The organism is Microbacterium sp. CGR1, from assembly GCF_051062835.1.
GTDB lineage: Bacteria > Actinomycetota > Actinomycetes > Actinomycetales > Microbacteriaceae > Microbacterium.
Window position 1 is genome coordinate 2,320,171 of record NZ_JAOTPG010000001.1, and the last position, 16,433, is coordinate 2,336,603.

A 16,433-nucleotide genomic window follows, 5' to 3' on the forward strand; every position below is an offset into this window, starting at 1 on the left:
TCTGCCAGTTTCGTTCCTTCTCAATTCTCCTACCTGGAAGCACGTGGTCGGACCACCGGCAGTGCGGCCGGACGCGACCGATGTTGGTCTGAGTCAGCCCTGTCGCTGGGCGGCGTCGGAACTGGACGTGTCATCGTCGCCGCGATCCGGTCGGGTGATTTCGTACATCGCGCTCCCGCACCACAGGAGAATGCCGGGCGGTCATCGAGGAAGACGACCGCCCGGCACGCTTTCGCGGAACGGCGGTTTATGCCTTCGCGGCGTCCTCACGGCGGCTGCGGGCGGCGGCGATGACTCCGGAACCGATCAGCAGGGCGAAGAGTCCGAGCAGTACGGCGATGCGCGGATCGCTGCCGGTGGTGGCGAGGCCGCCCGCAGCGGGCGGCGCCACGACGCCGACCTCGACCACGGCCTGCGCCTCGGCCGACGAGACCGTGGCCGCACCCACTCCGCTCGCGGATGCGGTGGCTATGTTTAGCACCTCGCCTGCGGTCGCGTCGGAGGCCGTGATCTGGTACTCCGCCGTAGCCGCGCAGTCGACGCTTTCCCCGGGTGCGAGAGTGTCCACGTCGCACTGGATAGTGCCGGCCATCGGGTCGGAGACCACGAGCCCCGACAGGGTCGCAGCCCCTTCGTTGGTGGCCGAGAACGACCAGCGGATGCGGTCCTTCACCGTGATGCGGTCGTCACCGTCGACATCGACCGCGGTGCCGGTCTTCGTCAGGGCTAGAGCCATCGGTCCGGTGAAGGCGAGCGAGTGGGTGGACGGGTCTGCCGTGATCGGCCCGTCGGAACCCGGCGCGCTGGCGGTGGCGCTGGCGGTGTTCGTAAGCTCGCCCGCATCGATGTCCTCCTGGGTGACCTCGTACGTCGCGGTGCAGTCGACGCGCTGGCCGGGCAGGAGCCGGGTGACGGAACAGGTGACGTCGGACAGCTCCCCGGCTCCGGAGAAGTCCTGCTCGATCACCTCGACGTCAGTCACCGTCACGTTGCCGATGTTCGTCACGCGGAAGCTGTACTCGATCTTCTCGCCTGCGGCGGTGAGACCGTCGACGTCCGCCGACTTCACTACCGCGAGGTCCGGGAGCCGTTCGAAAGGCAACTCGACCGTCGACGGATCGGACGAGATCGGGCCGCCCGGAGCGAGACCCGTCGCGGTCGCTGTGTTCGACAGCTCACCGGCATCGACGTCGTCCTGGGTGATGACGTAGGTCGCCTCGCAGATCAGTTGCTCGTCGGGGTCGAGCGTCGTGTCCGCGTCATTGCAGTCGACGGCGGAGAGCTCGCCCGTTCCGGTGAAGGCACCTTCGAGCACCTCGACATCTTGCAGCGACACGTTGCCCGTGTTGGTCACGACGAAGGAGTAGGTGACCTCCTGGTCGACGACGAGGTCGGTCGGCGTCGCCGACTTGACCACGGAGATGCTCGGTTCGGCGCCGATGACGACAGCGACAGACGACGGATCGCTTGCCACCTCATCTCCGGATGCGGCGACCGCACCGGCGATGGCCGTGTTGTCGATGCGTCCGGTGTTCACGTCTGCCTGGGTTACGTCGTAGGAGGCGGTGCAGACGACCGTCTGCTGCGGGGCGACGGTGGCGCCTTCACAGACCGCCACGACATCGTCGCCCGTCCCGGTGAACGCGGTCTCGGTGATTGCGACGTCGCTGACCGACACGTTGCCGGTGTTGGTCACCGCGAATTCGTAGTCGACCACGTCGCCGGCGGAACGAACCGTGTCGGACGTGACGGTTTTCTCGAGCACAATCGACGGCGCGGCATCGACCGTGACGACCTCGGTCGACGGCGCGGACGCCGGTGCCTCGACACCCGCGGGCGCCGTGCCGGACGCCATAGCGGTGTTGGACACCGACCCCTCATCAAGGTCGGCCTGGGTCACCGCGTAGGTCGCCGTGCAGGTCCAGTCGTCGCCGGGAGCGAGCGAGACACCGCCCTCGCCGCAGATGACCTCCGGCGCCGTTCCTGAGCCCGTGAACGCGGTCTCAGCCACGTCGATCTCAGTAAGCGAGACATCGCCGGTGTTGGTCACGAGGAACGAGTAGGTGATCTCCTCGCCGACCGCGCTGACGGTCTCGACGTCGGCCGTCTTCTCGAGCGAGATGGCGGCGGTGCGGACCAGGTCGTCGGTGTCGTCATCGGATGCTGTCAGGGTGACGTCCGGAAGCGCGGGGTCGTTTGTCGCCGCGCTCGCCTCGTTCGTGATCTCGCTGCTCGTTTCGGCGGCCTGCACGACGCGCACCGTGACGGTCAGCGTCTGCGTCGAACCGGCGGCTCCGGTTGCGGTCTCACCGTCGCCAATCACGCCGGCTGCGGCGAGGGATGCAAGATTCCAGGTGACGATCCCTCCAGGGCGGAGACCGTCGGCATCCGCCTCACCCTGCGAGGTGACCGCGCCCCCGGCACTCGCCGAAACGAACGCCAGAGTCTCGGGAAGATCGTCGGTGATGACGACGTCTGTGACGGCCTCGCCGGTCAGCAGGTTGGCGACGTCAATCGTGTAGGTGAATTCTTCGCCCATCGCAACACTGTCGCGCCCGTCGTCCTTCGTCAGGCCGATCAGGCTCTCACCCTGGGCGACGACGAAGCAGGCCTCATCGGTATTGTTCGCATCGACGGGGTCGGCCATGAGGCCGGAGACCTCGGCGTCGAAGCACGTCTCTTCGCCGACCAGCTCGTCATCCGGAATGACCGCCGGCAGGTTCAGCGCGTTCGGCTCGTCAATCGCGAGCATCCGCGACGCGCCCTCGGCCGTCACGGGGTCGCAGGTGAGCGTGACCGGTCCGAGGACCGACCCGTCGGCGTCCACGTCGTCTGCTTCGCAGACCCAGCCAGCGGGGGTCAAGCTCGTGATGCGGATGCCGGCCGGAACCTCGATGTCGACGCTCGCAGGAGCCGCCTCCGAACCGCCGAGGTTCGTGATCGTGAAGGGCACCACGCCGGGCCGACCGGCCTGCAGCGGCAGACGATCGGGGACTGCGACCTCAAGGTCGGCCTCCTGCGTTGTGGCGCACACTGGGCGCGGTTCGGCGGGCAGAGTGCTGTTGCTGTCGATCGCGACCGAGTTGCAGGCGATGGCGTCGGCGGGAGCCCCTGGCACGACGTTCGCTGTGAACTCGAAACGCGTCGAGGCACCCGGAGCGAGCGTGCCGGTGACCTGCGCGCGGATTGCGCTGGCGCCTGTCGCGGTGCCCGTCCAGCCAGGTGCGCAGCCGGCGTTCTCCGCCAGGACTTCAGGGCGGCAGGGGTTCGTCGATCCGGAGTATGTGAGTGTCGTGTTCGCGGACTGCGAAGTGAGTGTGTTCAGCGTCTCGGCGAACGTGCTGCCGCGGCCGTCGGCGAGGTGCGGGAGCACGTCGTAGGCGACGATGCCGGAGAGCACCGTGTTGCCGGAGTTCACCAGGGATACGCGGTAGCGGATGTCGCTGGCGTCCGGGTCCACGCCCACGACGACATCCGGATTGGAGATCCAGTCGCAGCTGTCGTCAGCGTTCACGACACAGATCTCCTTGATCACGTCGAGTCTCGCTGCGCCACTGACGGTCACGGTCGTCGAGCTCGAGGCGAATGCCTCGGCCGTGTTTCCGTCACCGTCGATGTCGGTGGTGTCGACGACCTTTCCGCCCCACGTCGTGGCGTTCGCGTCGAAGGCGTTGCGGGAATCACCGGCCCAGACGGTGGCCTGGCTGTTCGTCCCGGCGACTACCGCGGAGGTCGGACTCGCGGCAACGGTCATAGTCGGCCACGTGGCGTTCGCCCCGAATGTCGCACCTGTCGGCCACGAGGCGATGACGGCCTGGCGTGTCGCACCGGCGATGGTGACGTTCTTGTAGGTGAAACTCACGCCAGGCGGAACGGCCCCGGCGGGGAAGCTCGCGGAGTTCGGAAGTACGTTCCACCCGACGGGCGCGATGAACACGTACTGAGGCGAGACGTTGCGGTCGGCGGGAATGCTCGAGGTCGCCCCCGTGACACCGAAGGTGACCCTGCCGCCGGGCACGGCCTGACCGCCTCCCTCGACGACGGGTACGCCGACGAACCCGGCATTGAAGGCCGGAGCCGCAGCAGCGACCTTCGGGGTCTCCCGGAAGATGACGGCTGCGTTCGACGACATCGTGATGGGCGCGATCTCCGGGTTGCCCGGGTAGGTCATCGTGCCGGTCGCCGAGTTTCGCCAGGTGAAGAGAGCGCTTCCGACGGGGAGGTCATACCCGTAGTTGACGCGGAAGAGCGTTCCCGCCGTGCCGCTGGGCAGAAGATTCGGGCCGGCGAGCGAGCCGGAGGTGACCGTCGCCGAGGTGATCCAGCGACCGGCCGGCGCGGTGACGCTCGCGGCGGTGACCGTGGTCGGCGTCGAGTTCACCCCGTCGGTGTGCGTGTACGTGATGGTCGGGAGGGTTGTGCCGCCCGAGGTGGTGATACGGGTCACGCGCACGGACGAATTGCCCAGGTCGTTGTCGACCACGGTGGCCACTCCGGCGACGTTGCCTCGGTTGTAGGTGTCCACCTGCCAGAACCGGTCGGTGCGGGTAGCGAAGGGAGCCAGCGCTTGACCGGGTGAGCAGATGCGGTTCCAGTCGTCGCGGCCGCTCGCGGGGCAGACGAGTCCGGTCGTGTCAGGTGGCACGTTGACCCAGCGGGAGCCGTTGATGTCCTGGTCCGCGTTTCCGATCTTGGTCTGCTCGGCGCGTCCGAAGGGGGTGCTGCGCACGACTTCGTGACGGAAGCTGTTCGTCGCGGTCTTCGTGGTCGACGCGTCGTCGAGATAGGTGACGCTGACGTCGACGTTGTTGGTTACGGGTGCGATGAAGTCCACGCCACCGGCGGCCTCGGGGAAAGCGCTCGCGGGATATCTCACGGTCACCGTCCGCGGGTTGTAGCCGTATCCGAACGTCCAGCCGCCGGTCGCGGCGACTGCCCAGCCGCCCGCGGCAGTAGCTCCGGACTTGGTCCAGGTAACGGTGTGGCTGGCCGCGTCATAGACGCCGCCGTCGCCGGCGCTGACGAACTGCGCCTGTGCGGGAAGACGGTCGACGACCGTGTAGCTCTCGGCGCAGAGCAAGTTGCCCGCTGCGGTCCAGCGCCCGGAGCCGCGGTTGCTGAAGCATCCGTCCGACATGGCGACCGTGTAGGTCATGTCGGTGTCTGGGCGCACCGTCGCGGGCCCCGTCTTCACAATGCTGGGCGCTGTCGGGAGCCCGATCTGCCAGGTGACCGGAGGAGCAGCATCCGTCGCAGGGGCCACCGCGTTGGGCGACGTGATCGTCGCGGAGTTCTGAATCTCGTAGCCGTCGGGGAAGTACGCGGGAGCCGCGGCGCCGGGCGCGCTCGCATCGATGTCGCGCACATACTGCACGAGGAAGGTCGACGACGTTCCCGCCGCGACGTTCCCGAGACGCACCGTTACACCGGCCGCCGGGCTGTTCGTGATGGTCGCGCCGCCGCCCGCCGGCGGGGTCCAAGTCTCATAGCGGTGGATGCGAAAAGTCCCGTACGTCGGGTCGAGCGCCACTGCCGGCAGCGTGACGACGGCATCGGTGCACTCGGCCACCGAGCACGAATACGCGATGCGGTAGCCGAGCCGGTTGTTCTGCTGGTTGTACCCCGTCGCCGTGACGACCTCTCCGCTTGTGGGATTCACCGGAGTGACCTCGATGGAGAGCACGGCGGGTCCGGCGGCGGATGCTCCGAGCGGGGCGACGAGCACGCCTCCGACCGCCAGAACTGCACCGAGCAGCGCTGCGATCAGGGGACGAATTCGACCGGCGCGCGGGCGCGCGTGACGACGGGTGTTTCTAGGCATGTGGGGTACCCTCCATGCATAAACCTAGGATTCAGCAATTGCTCGAATGCCCATAAACGAGCAAATTCATCCTCGCTTCACCCGCCCCTACCCTGCCGCCGTCTCTAGTCTCGCGCTCACGCCTTTGGCGACAGCCGCCCGTTGTGCGGCAAAGTCTGAACGTGCTCCGTAAACCTCAAAGCGACTACTGGTGGCCTGCCCAAGAGATCCATCGTCGTGTGAGTCGCGGGGAAGGTCGGTCACGACGTCAGCGGCGAGGTGGAAAACGAATCACGAGCCCGCCGACGCTGTGGAGATCGACTTGGAGGTCGTTGCCCGGCCGAACCATTGCCACCTGCGACGCAACGTCGATCCCCACACCACGCCCAAAGCTGCGCGAACGAGTGATACGGCCTCGAACCATGGGGACGAAACACCCTCGGAACGGGCTCTTAGTTCTTGGCTTGTCTGGAGTAGCTGCGGAACGGACATTTGCGCGTCCTCTGAGGATCTGCAGAAGTTCCAGTCCGGAGAGCAGCACCGTAGAAGGTCAGCCGTCCGGAATGGCTTTGAAAGTGACATCCATATGTGACTTCCAGAGCTGTCAGAGGCCGTCCCAGGGGATGAACTCGACCGTCACGTCGTCGCCGTCGACCGAGTACGTGCCGATGAGATCGGTCGTGTAGTCGGTCGTGCCGGTCCCGGACGAGGTTCCCCCCTCCGGGCGGTACCAGAAGATCACGTCGACCATGAATCGGTGGTCGGTGCGAAAGGTCACGTTGTACGGCGCCTGGATGACCCCGGTCGTCGATGGGTCCTGTTGCCTCAGGAGCAGAGGACAGGCGGCATCCGCCGAGGTTCCAGGTTCGACACAGGCGTCTGCTTGGACGTTCGCCGCATCCAGCAGAGCCGTCTGCAGCGCCTCAGTCGCCGCCACCGAGAGTTCGGCCGTCGCTGCCGGCGGGATGGCTGCCATCTCATCGGGCGCGACGGTGAAATAGTCACCCAGGTCGGGGCCGGTCAGGTCATAGACGGCGGGATACACCTGCACCGGCTCCGACCTGGAGTTCGCAGACACTCCGGCGACGTCTTTCACGGCAAGCTCGAGTTCGGTCCCGCCGAGATCGACCTGCTCCACACCCGTGAGGGAGATGCCGTCCCGCACGGCCACGGTCGCCTCGACCGTCAGCGGCGCGTCCGGGCGCCATCCCGGCTGCAGCAGCCAGTAGGCACCCGCATCCCTCGTCATCGTGAACGTATGGGTGAAGGTCTGTGAGGCGAGCTCCATCACCGCCGTCACCTCCGCGGTGTCGCCCTCCCGCGTGGTCGTGGTGACAGACACCACCTCGATGCGCTCGGTGGCGGCGCCGAGGACGTCATCGGTCAGGTACGCCGCATCGGTGCCGGATTCGTCGGGGTCGACGATCTGCGCGGCGGCAGACGCATCACCGTCGGCGATCGCCGCGAGGTATGAGCTCACCGTCTCGGACGGATCACTGGCGCCGGATACCAGCGCCGCCGCGGTCAGGTAACCACCGATCGCAAGCGCGACTGCACCCACGGTGATCCAGACGCGACGCCCGCGCCATGCCGTGGGCGTCGTCGATGAACTGCCCGTCGTCGAAGTCGTCGTCACCGGTTCGATCCCCTGTCTCTGAGGCGCCCATCTAGCTGTCCGACGCAGACTACGGGCCGAGATAGGGCAACTCGTCTCCCATCCGATTCCTCCTCGGCTCCGAACAGGAGAAGATGGGCCGTTCCCGCGCGCCCGAGAGGAGCCCCGATGATCGAGTCATCGACCCCGCCGCTTGCAGACCTCGACGGGTACCGCAACGTCACCGACCTGCTCGTCGCACGCGTCGCCGCTGCTCCTGACCACGTCGCCTTCGAGGTCGCAGGAGCGGATGCCGCAGCGCCCTGGCGACCGATCACGACGCAGGCCTTCTCTGATGAGGTGCGCGCCCTGGCGAAGGGCTTCATCGCCTCGGGCGTGCAGGCCGGCGACCCCATCGCGATCATGGCGCCGACGCGCTACGAGTGGGCCGTCGCCGACCTCGCGTCCTGGTTCGCCGGCGCCGTCGTCGTGCCGATCTACGAGACCTCCTCTGCGTCCCAGGTCGACGCGATCATCGCAGACGCCGGAGTACGTCTCGCGATCGGCGGCACCACGGAGCACGCGTCTCTTCTGCAGGCGGCACTCGCGAAGACGGATGCCGTCACGCTCGGCGCGTGGACGATGGATGTCGCCTCGCCCAGCGCTCTCATCGACCTGGTCGCGCGCGGCGTCGACGTCACCGACGAAGAGCTCGAAGCGCGCAGGACCTCTGCCTCGCAGGACGACCCCGCGACGATCGTCTACACCTCGGGCACGACCGGCGAGCCCAAGGGCGTCGTGCTCACGCACCGCAACTTCCTCGGGCAGGTGCTGAACATCGCCGCCGCGTACCACGAGATCGTGAACGAGAGCGGGAACACCGTCATCTTCCTGCCGCTCGCGCACGTGCTCGCACGCGGGCTGCAGCTGATCTGCCTGGCCAGCGGCATGCGCATCGCGCACCTGTCCGACCCCTCGACGGTCGTCGCCACCCTCGACACGCTGCGCCCGACCTTCCTGGTCGTCGTGCCGCGCGTGCTGCAGAAGATCCAGGCGGCCGCTGGCGACAAGGCCGCCGAGAAGAAGCTCTCGGCGGTATGGGCGAAGGCCCGCTCGACGGCCATCGCCTGGGGCCGTCGTGCCGAGCGCGTCGACGCCGGCCGGCATGTGCCGAGGGACCGCGGGCTCCGTCTGCGTCACCGCTTCTTCGACGCGCTCTTCTACCGGCGCCTCCGCACCGTCATGGGCGGACGGGTCGGCTACATCCTGTCGGGCGGAGCCGCGCTCGACACCGAGCTCTCGCTCTTCTTCCGCGGCATCGGGGTTCCCGTCATCGAGGGCTACGGCCTCACCGAGACGACCGCACCCCTGACCGGCAACCTACCCGGACGGATCTCCTCCGGCAGCGTCGGCTCTCCTCTGCCGGGGCTCACGGTGCGCATCAGCGACGAGGGAGAAGTGCTCGCCCGCGGCCTCGGCGTCTTCGGCGGCTATCGCAATCCGGCCCACGACGAGGGCGCCTTCGTCGACGGCTTCTTCCGCACCGGCGACCTCGGGCGTCTCGACGACCAGGGCCGGCTGATTCTCGAGGGCCGACTCAAAGACGTGATCGTGACCTCCAACGGCAAGACGATCGTGCCGACCCGCTGGGAGAGCGCCGTCGAAGCCGATCCGCTCGTCTCGCATGCAGTGATGGTGGGCGAGGGCAAGCCGTACCTCTCGGCGCTGCTCGTGCTCGACCCCGAGCAGACCCTGGCCTGGGCGGCGGCTGCGGGCACCAGCATCCCCGCCGTCACCCAGCCCGACATCCGCGAGGTGACCGACCCCGCGCTCCGCGCCCACCTGCAGCGTGTGGTCGACGCCGCGAACGCGCTGGTGGCACGCAGCGAGCAGGTGCGTCGCTTCAGCGTGGTCTTCGCCGACCTCGAAGACCGCGGGCTGGTCACGCCCACCATGAAACTCAAGCGGAGCGTGGTGCTCGATCGCGCCGGCGCCACCGTCGAAGACCTTTACCTCTGAGAACCGGAAAGAGCACGATGTCCTCCCCCACCCCCACGAAGCCCAAGTCCTCGCGCGCCTCGCTCATCGCGATCATCGTCGCGCTCGTCATCGGGGCGCTCGTCGCCCTCGCCGGCAGCCAGGGCGGTGCGACGCTCGGCGGCATCCCGCTGTTCGCCCTCGCCGTCGCTGCGGCGTACGCGATCCAGATCCTCGCCTTCATCCCGGCGATGATCCTGCGCACCGAGCGGTTCTTCGACCTCACCGGCAGCCTCACGTTCCTGGCGATCTCCGTCGCCCTCGTGCTGTTGACGCCCATGCCGGATGCCCGCAGCTGGATCCTCGCGGCGATGGTCATCCTGTGGGCCGCGCGCCTCGGATCGTTCCTCGCCATGCGCGTGCACAAGGCCGGGTCCGACGGGCGCTTCGACGAGATCAAGGGCTCGCCCGTGCGCTTCCTGCAGGTGTGGGTGATCCAGGGCGCGTGGGTGTCGATCACGGCGGCCGCGGCGTGGATCGCGATCAGCACGGATGCCGGTGCGCGAGCCCCCATCGGATGGCTGACCGTCGTGGGAATCATCGTGTGGGCGCTCGGCCTCGTGATCGAGATCGTCGCCGACGCGCAGAAGTCGGCGTTCCGCGCCGACCCGACGAACAAGGACGAGTTCATCCGCACCGGCCTGTGGTCGCGCTCGCGTCACCCCAACTACTTCGGTGAGATCGTGCTCTGGGTGGGCGTCTTCCTCACCGCCGCACCCGTGCTCGCCGGGTGGCAGTGGGTCGCGATCCTGTCGCCGCTGTTCGTCATCCTGCTGCTCACGCGAGTCAGCGGCATCCCGCTTCTCGAGGCACGCGCCGAGAAGAAGTGGGGCGACCGCGCCGATTACGTCGAGTACCGCGAGAACACTCCGTCGCTGATCCCGCGTCTCACCCGGCCCGCGGTGCGGGAGAGCGCCGCCTGAGAACCAGATCGCAGACCGTCGCTGTGATCGCGCCCACCGCGTAGGCGATGAGGTCGCGCGCGTCGAAGCCGGCGCCCAGCACCAGTCGCACGGGCCAGAAGGCCTCTGCCCACCCTGCGGGGATACCCGTGAGCTGGAACAGCTCGATCAGGGTGCAGACGACGACTGCGACGGCGCCGATCACCCAGCAGGCGGCGCGCGCGAACACAGCGGCGATGACGAGGTAGATCATCACGGCGTAGAGGGCATCGCCCGTGAAGTCCGCCACCGGGCCGCTGCCGAGCACGTGCACGGCGAGCCCGGCCAGGATCACCAGGACAGCGGCGGCCAGAAGTCGACGGCGACGCGTGCGCACTGTCGCGTCGCGGTCGGGTGAGGGCTGCACCCCCTCACCCTAGGTCAGTCACCTCACCGCGCCGCAGGAGCTGCGCACCGTCAGCCCGGGCAGCATCATGAGGTGCCGCGGGGCCGAGCGTTCGTCGCGGTCCTCTGCTATCCGATCCATCAGGGTGCGCAGGGCCTGCTGACCGAGATCCCGACCGGGAGCGGTCACCGCGGTGAGCGGCACCAGCGCCAGCGCGGCACTGTCGTCGTCGTAGGCGATCACCGCGAGGTCCTCGGGAACGCGGATGCCGGCGTCCGCCGCCATCTCGACGAGACGAGCCGCATGCACGTCGGTGTGCACGAGCACCGCGCGCGTGCCGGTCGCCGCACAGCTGTCGAGCAGTCGGGCCAGCGCCTCGTCGAGATCGTCCAGGTCGTCCTTCGGGAGCGCCACCTCGGGTGCGTTCCCGAGACCGAGGTCGGCGACGGCGCGCATGTAGCCCTCACGGATGAGCGGTGCCGTGGGCGTGCGGTCGAACAGCGCGAGCGCGACCCGCACATGGCCGAGAGCCGCGAGGTGCTCGAGAGCGAGCACGGCACCGCCCGCATGATCGGTGCGCGCGCTGTCGAATGCGGCGAGCCCCGTGGAACGCAGCCGGCGCTCGAGGAAGACCACCGGCACGGGGATCGTGCGCACCCAGTCGAGGAGTTCGGTCTCGGTGCGGCCGCGCAGGGTCGGCGCGAGGATGATCCCGTCGACGCCGAGCTCGACGAGCCGCTCGACCTGTCGGCGCTCGAGGTCGTGCCGGTACTGCGACGTCGCGAGAATCAGCCGTGCGTGCACCGCGTGAGACGCCGCATCCATCCCCTTCACGATCACCGGGAAGTGCCCGACCGAGCTCGGCACCACGACGCCGATGTCGGTGCGAGCCGACTGCGGCGTCGCCGGAGCCGACACCCCGATCGCACCGCCGTGCACCCGCGCCAGCAGTCCGGACTTCTCGAGCTCCAGGATGTCGCGGCGGATCGTGACCTGCGCGACTCCCAGCTCGTCGGCGATCTGCGCCGCACTGACGCTGCCGTGCAGGTCGAGCTGGCGGAGCAGATGCTCATGCCGCGCTCTCGGTAACAGGTTCTGTGCCGTCATCTCCGCGCCCTCGCGTCGAGTCGCCAACCCTCACGTTGTCGCAGGTTGATCGAAATTGTCCGAAGTATCTCGTGAGTACAGGAGCGTAGTGCACGATCGGAGGGTGACGGTGATGCACGACGACTCCAACCCGCGGTTCGACGGCAGTCGCCGGTCCTGGCAGGATCTTGCGGATTCACTGCTCCTCGCGACCTCGTCGCACGCCTCACCTCTCGGATCGCTCGTCCGACTGCCCGGCCCGTCGAGCGCCTCCGGCCCCTGGAGCGACGGGATGGAGGGCTTCGCGCGGACCTTCCTGCTCGCCTCGTTCCGCGTGCGCGGCGCCGGGGGCGACGATCCGCACCGGCACCTCGACCGCTTCCGCGCAGGCCTCCTGGCGGGTGTCGACCCGTCGAGTCCCGAGCGCTGGCCCACGATCGCCGAACGGCGGCAGGCTGTCGTCGAAGCGGCATCCATCGCGATCGCGCTCTCTGAGACCCGCCCCTGGCTGTGGGACACGCTCGCCGACAGGGAGCGTCAGCAGATCGTCGACTGGCTCGCCGGGATCGTGGGCACCGCGGGCTACACGAACAACTGGATCTGGTTCCAGAACGTCATCGAGGCGTTCCTCGCGCAGGTCGGCGGCCCGTGGGATCAGAACGACCTCGATCGCAACGCCGACATCGCCGAGAGGCTCTACATCGGCGACGGCTGGTATTCCGACGGTGCGGGCCCCACGGGGGTCAGACAGAGCTTCGACCACTATGCGGGCTGGGCCTGGCACGTCTACCCGCTGCTGCACTCACGCATCCGTGGCGAGTCCCTCTCGCCGATGCACCGGGAACGCCTCGCCTCCTTCGTCGATCAGGCGAAGGATCTCGTCGGATCACGTGGCGCGCCACTTCTGCAGGGACGCTCCCTCACCTACCGCTTCGCAGTCCTCGCACCGTTCTGGTCGGCCGCGATCGCCGGCGTGAGCCCGCTCCCTTCCGGCACCACGCGATCCCTCGCGACCGACGTCGTGTCGCACTTCCTCGACGCGGGCGCCGTCGACGCGAACGGGCTGCTCCCCATCGGATGGCACCACGAGTTCCTGCCGCTGCGCCAGCTCTACACGAGCGGCTCGTCTCCCTACTGGGCCAGCAAGGCGTTCCTGGGACTCCTGCTGCCGGATGGTCACGAGGAGTGGGACGCCGCTCCGGCCCCGGTCGACCGTGAACGGGTCACGACGCGATCTCTCGCCGCCCCCGGCTGGCTCGTCGTGAACTCGGCGGACGACGGCATCGTGCGGGTGCTGAACCACGGCTCCGACGGGTTCCGCGGCCCCGCCGGAGGGGTGCGCACCGACAACCCGTTCTACCAGCGCGTGGCGTACTCGAACGTCACCTCGCCCGAGCTGTCGCCCGAGGCGATCGCCGCGCCCCTCGACTCCCACGTGGCCCTTCTCGACTCCCTCGGCAGGCCCTCGCACCGCGACGCCATAGAACGCGTGCACCTGACCGAGACGGTCGCCGTGTCACGTTCGCGCGTGCACTGGCTCGACACGGAGAACGCGGATGCCGCCGCCTGGGCGTCGCTGCGCCGCGGACCCGTCGTGCACACAGCCTCGGTCGTGCACGGCATCCATGAACTGCGGCTTGCCTGGTGGACGCCGCCGACGACGGATCCGCACCCGGCCGCCGCGCTCGACGGCGACTCGGCGTGGCCCGTGGACCCGGGCCCCTGGCGCTTCCGCTTCGGCGGGTGGCCGCTGCCCGTCGAAGACCCCGCCCCCGACACCGACGCCGACACCGCTGCTCTCGCAGGGCGATCGCGGACCGCATCCGCCTCGCGTGCCGACGGGCTCACGACAGCCGTGATTCCGGTGCACGGCCTCGACGCCAGTGGCGTCGAGGTGCGCCGCGGTTCGAACCCGTTCGCGACATCGTCGGTGACCCCGTGGTCCGAGCAGTCGACCGCAGCGCCACCGGGAGGGTTCGTGGCCGCGCTCGTCGTGCTGGCAGGCTCGGCGCAGGACGACGCCGCGGTCGACGATCCCTCGGTGCTGTCGGGGATCGATGTCGACCACGCCGAACTGCGGATCCGCTGGGCCGACGGCACCGTCGACGTCGTGCCGACCGGCGGGGAGGTGCGCGCATGAGCTCCCCGATCGCGACCTTCGCCCTCGATGACGCGGCCCTCATCCCCCAGCTCTTCGCGCCCCAGAGCCTCACCCGGCTGCGAGCGCTCGTCGATCTCGACGAACGCCTCCTCGCCCCCGAGGACCCCGAGGCTCTCGGCGCGGCGGCAGCCACTGAGATCCTGATCACCGGGTGGGGTGCACCGCAGCTCGACGTGCGGATGCTCGAGGCCCTGCCCCGTCTTCGAGCCGTCTTCCACTCGGCGGGCACCGTGAAGCGGATCGTGTCGCCCGAACTGTGGGAGCGCGGCATCCGCGTCTCGAGCAGCGCCGACGCGAACGCCGTCCCGGTGGCCGAGTACACGCTCGCGATGATCCTGCTCAGCGCGAAGAACGCGCTGGAATCCGCCGTCTCCTATCGCGCCACCCGCGACATGGCGCTCGCCCGCCCCCGCGACGATGTCGGCGCCTACGGGATCACCGTCGGCATCGTCGGCGCCTCCCGCATCGGACGCCGCGTGCTCGACCTGCTGCGCCCGTTCGACGTCACCACCGTTCTCTACGACCCCTCGCTCACTCCGGCGGATGCCGCAGCGCGGGGAACCACGCTCGTGTCACTGCACGATCTGCTGCGGGTGAGCGACATCGTCAGCCTGCACGCTCCCTCACTCCCCGCGACCTACCGGATGCTCGGTGCGGCCGAACTCGCGACCATGCGCGACGGCGCGACGCTGATCAACACCGCCCGGGGGTCTCTCGTCGACACCGATGCGCTCGTCGCCGAGCTCACGGCGGGCCGGTTGCGGGCGGTGCTCGACGTCACCGACCCGGAGCCGCTGCCCGCCGAGCATCCGCTCTTCTCCGCTCCCGGCGTCACGCTGACCCCGCACATCGCCGGATCGCTCGGCAACGAGCTGCGGCGCATGGGGAGTCAGACCGTCGACGAGATCGAGCGGTTCGTGACCTCGGGAGAGCTCGACTTCGAGGTGCGGCACCGCGACCTCGCGACCATCGCCTGAGCCCCGCGATCGACGCCCACTGCGTCCGAAGCCCCGCACGAGAACGACGGAGGGCGGCGATGCGAGAACTTCGCATCGCCGCCCTCCGTCGACGTGTGTGGTGGCCGGTCAGCCGATCGCCTCGGCCTCGGCCCACCACCGCTCGACGAACTGGTCGACCGTGATCGTGCCGTACATGAGGTCTTCGTTGAGGCTCACCCAGGTGGCCTCGAGTGTCGCGAACGACGCCGGCAGGGTGGGCGTGCTCACCGTGTCGTACTCCTCCAGCGACTCCCGGTACGCGAGCGACTTCGCCTCGAGCGAGTCCGCCGGGAAGTCGAGCGCCTCGAGCTGACCCGAATCGGCGGGAACGCCCCTCGAAGTGCCGAAGACCTTCGAGACCTCGGGGTCGGTGGCGAGGAAGTCGAGCAGCAGCGCCGTCTCCTCCGGGTGCTCGGTGTTGGCCGCACCAGCCAGATGGAGCACGGTGTAGAACACGGCCTTCTCGCCGTCGTCGCCGCTCGGGACCGGAAGGGTCTCGAGACCCTCGACGTCGGTGTAGCGCGAGAAGAAGCTGTCCCACGTGAGCGTGCTCGCGGCCTCGCCGATCGCGAACCCGTCGGCGGGCGAGATCTCGGTGCCGCGGGACGGCGGGAAGTAGGCGGCCGACTCGCGCAGCGTCGTGGTGGAGTCGAGGTACTCCTTGACGTCGTCCTTCGTGAAGGCGAACGATCCGTCCTCCTCGAACGGCTCCTCGCCCTGCTGCAGCAGCCACTGGATGAAGAACCACATCGTCAGGCCCTGATCGAAGCCCCCGAACGCGGGCTTGCCGTCGGGTGTGGTGACCCCGGCCTCGGTGACCTCGGCGATCCAGTCGTTCAGGTCATCCCACGTGTAGTCCGGGTCGAGTGGCTCGACACCGGAGGCGGCGACGACGGCGGGGTTGACGAAGAGTCCGAGCGTGCCGGTGCCGATGGGCACGCCGTACTGCGTGCCGTCGATCGTGGCGGCCTCGACGACGACGTCGTCCATGCCGGAGACGTCGACCTGCTCGCCCACATAGGGAGACAGGTCGAGCAGTGCACCGTTCAAGCCGTACTCGACGAGGTTGGCCTGGTCGAACTGCATCACGTCGGGCAGGTCACGGGCAGCGGCCTGCGTCGAACGGGAATCCCAGTACGACGAGAAGTCTCCGAACGTCGACTTCACGGTGATGTCGGGGTACTCGGCCTCGAACAGATCGATCGCCTCGTTGTACATCGCCGCGCGGGTGTCGTTGCCCCACCAGGCGATCTCGAGCGTGACCGGTCCGGATGCGGCGTCGTCAGCCCCGGGGCTCGAGCATCCGGCGAGTGTTCCGACGGCCAGCGCCCCGGCGGCGGCGATGCCCAGAAGGCGTGCGGTGTGCGTCATTGCAGTGATCCTCCATGTCTCGCGCCGCGGACGCCGGCTGCCCGCGCACCTCATGGTGGGGCAGCCACGGAGGCGACTTCGCCTGCGTTCATCGTCTCA

Annotated in this window: 9 protein-coding genes; 4 read left to right on the forward strand and 5 right to left on the reverse strand. The window is 68.7% G+C overall.

All coding sequences use genetic code 11. The features are described from left to right. Positions 1 to 247 precede the first annotated feature (247 nt). A complete protein-coding gene (locus OD997_RS11490) occupies positions 248 to 5,821 on the reverse strand; it encodes a DUF7507 domain-containing protein (RefSeq protein ID WP_434331689.1) in 5,574 nt (1,857 codons plus the stop codon). A gap of 583 nt (positions 5,822 to 6,404) precedes the next feature. Further along, a complete protein-coding gene (locus OD997_RS11495; RefSeq protein WP_434331690.1) occupies positions 6,405 to 7,436 on the reverse strand; it encodes a hypothetical protein in 1,032 nt (343 codons plus the stop codon). A gap of 147 nt (positions 7,437 to 7,583) precedes the next feature. On the opposite strand from OD997_RS11495, the gene OD997_RS11500 reads away from it, so the two are divergent. Together OD997_RS11500 and OD997_RS11505 are read left to right on the forward strand one after the other, a co-directional pair. Next, positions 7,584 to 9,413: an AMP-dependent synthetase/ligase gene (locus tag OD997_RS11500; RefSeq protein ID WP_434331691.1), complete on the forward strand. Its 1,830-nt coding sequence runs from the start codon at positions 7,584 to 7,586 to the stop codon at positions 9,411 to 9,413. A 17-nt stretch (positions 9,414 to 9,430) separates the two neighbouring features. Next, the gene (locus OD997_RS11505) at positions 9,431 to 10,354 is read left to right on the forward strand and encodes a DUF1295 domain-containing protein (RefSeq protein ID WP_434331692.1); all 924 of its coding nucleotides are present in this window, start codon (positions 9,431 to 9,433) and stop codon (positions 10,352 to 10,354) included. Here the strand turns inward: OD997_RS11505 and OD997_RS11510 are convergent. Both OD997_RS11510 and OD997_RS11515 read right to left on the reverse strand, forming a co-directional pair. Next, positions 10,320 to 10,739, reverse strand: coding sequence for a DUF2809 domain-containing protein (locus tag OD997_RS11510; protein WP_434331693.1), 420 nt, complete (start codon positions 10,737 to 10,739; stop codon positions 10,320 to 10,322). The genes OD997_RS11505 and OD997_RS11510 overlap by 35 nt on opposite strands. An 18-nt stretch (positions 10,740 to 10,757) precedes the next feature. Then, the gene (locus OD997_RS11515; protein WP_434331694.1) at positions 10,758 to 11,825 is read right to left on the reverse strand and encodes a substrate-binding domain-containing protein; all 1,068 of its coding nucleotides are present in this window, start codon (positions 11,823 to 11,825) and stop codon (positions 10,758 to 10,760) included. A gap of 112 nt (positions 11,826 to 11,937) precedes the next feature. Between OD997_RS11515 and OD997_RS11520 the strand changes: the two genes are divergently transcribed. Together OD997_RS11520 and OD997_RS11525 are read left to right on the forward strand one after the other, a co-directional pair. Continuing rightward, the gene (locus tag OD997_RS11520) at positions 11,938 to 13,944 is read left to right on the forward strand and encodes a DUF2264 domain-containing protein (protein WP_434331695.1); all 2,007 of its coding nucleotides are present in this window, start codon (positions 11,938 to 11,940) and stop codon (positions 13,942 to 13,944) included. Then, positions 13,941 to 14,942 (forward strand): hydroxyacid dehydrogenase, encoded by a 1,002-nt coding sequence (locus OD997_RS11525; protein ID WP_434331696.1) that lies wholly within the window; start codon positions 13,941 to 13,943, stop codon positions 14,940 to 14,942. Before OD997_RS11520 ends, OD997_RS11525 begins: the two co-directional genes overlap by 4 nt. A gap of 108 nt (positions 14,943 to 15,050) precedes the next feature. Here OD997_RS11525 and OD997_RS11530 read toward each other — a convergent pair whose 3' ends face one another. After that, the gene (locus OD997_RS11530; protein WP_434331697.1) at positions 15,051 to 16,334 is read right to left on the reverse strand and encodes an ABC transporter substrate-binding protein; all 1,284 of its coding nucleotides are present in this window, start codon (positions 16,332 to 16,334) and stop codon (positions 15,051 to 15,053) included. Positions 16,335 to 16,433 lie beyond the last annotated feature (99 nt).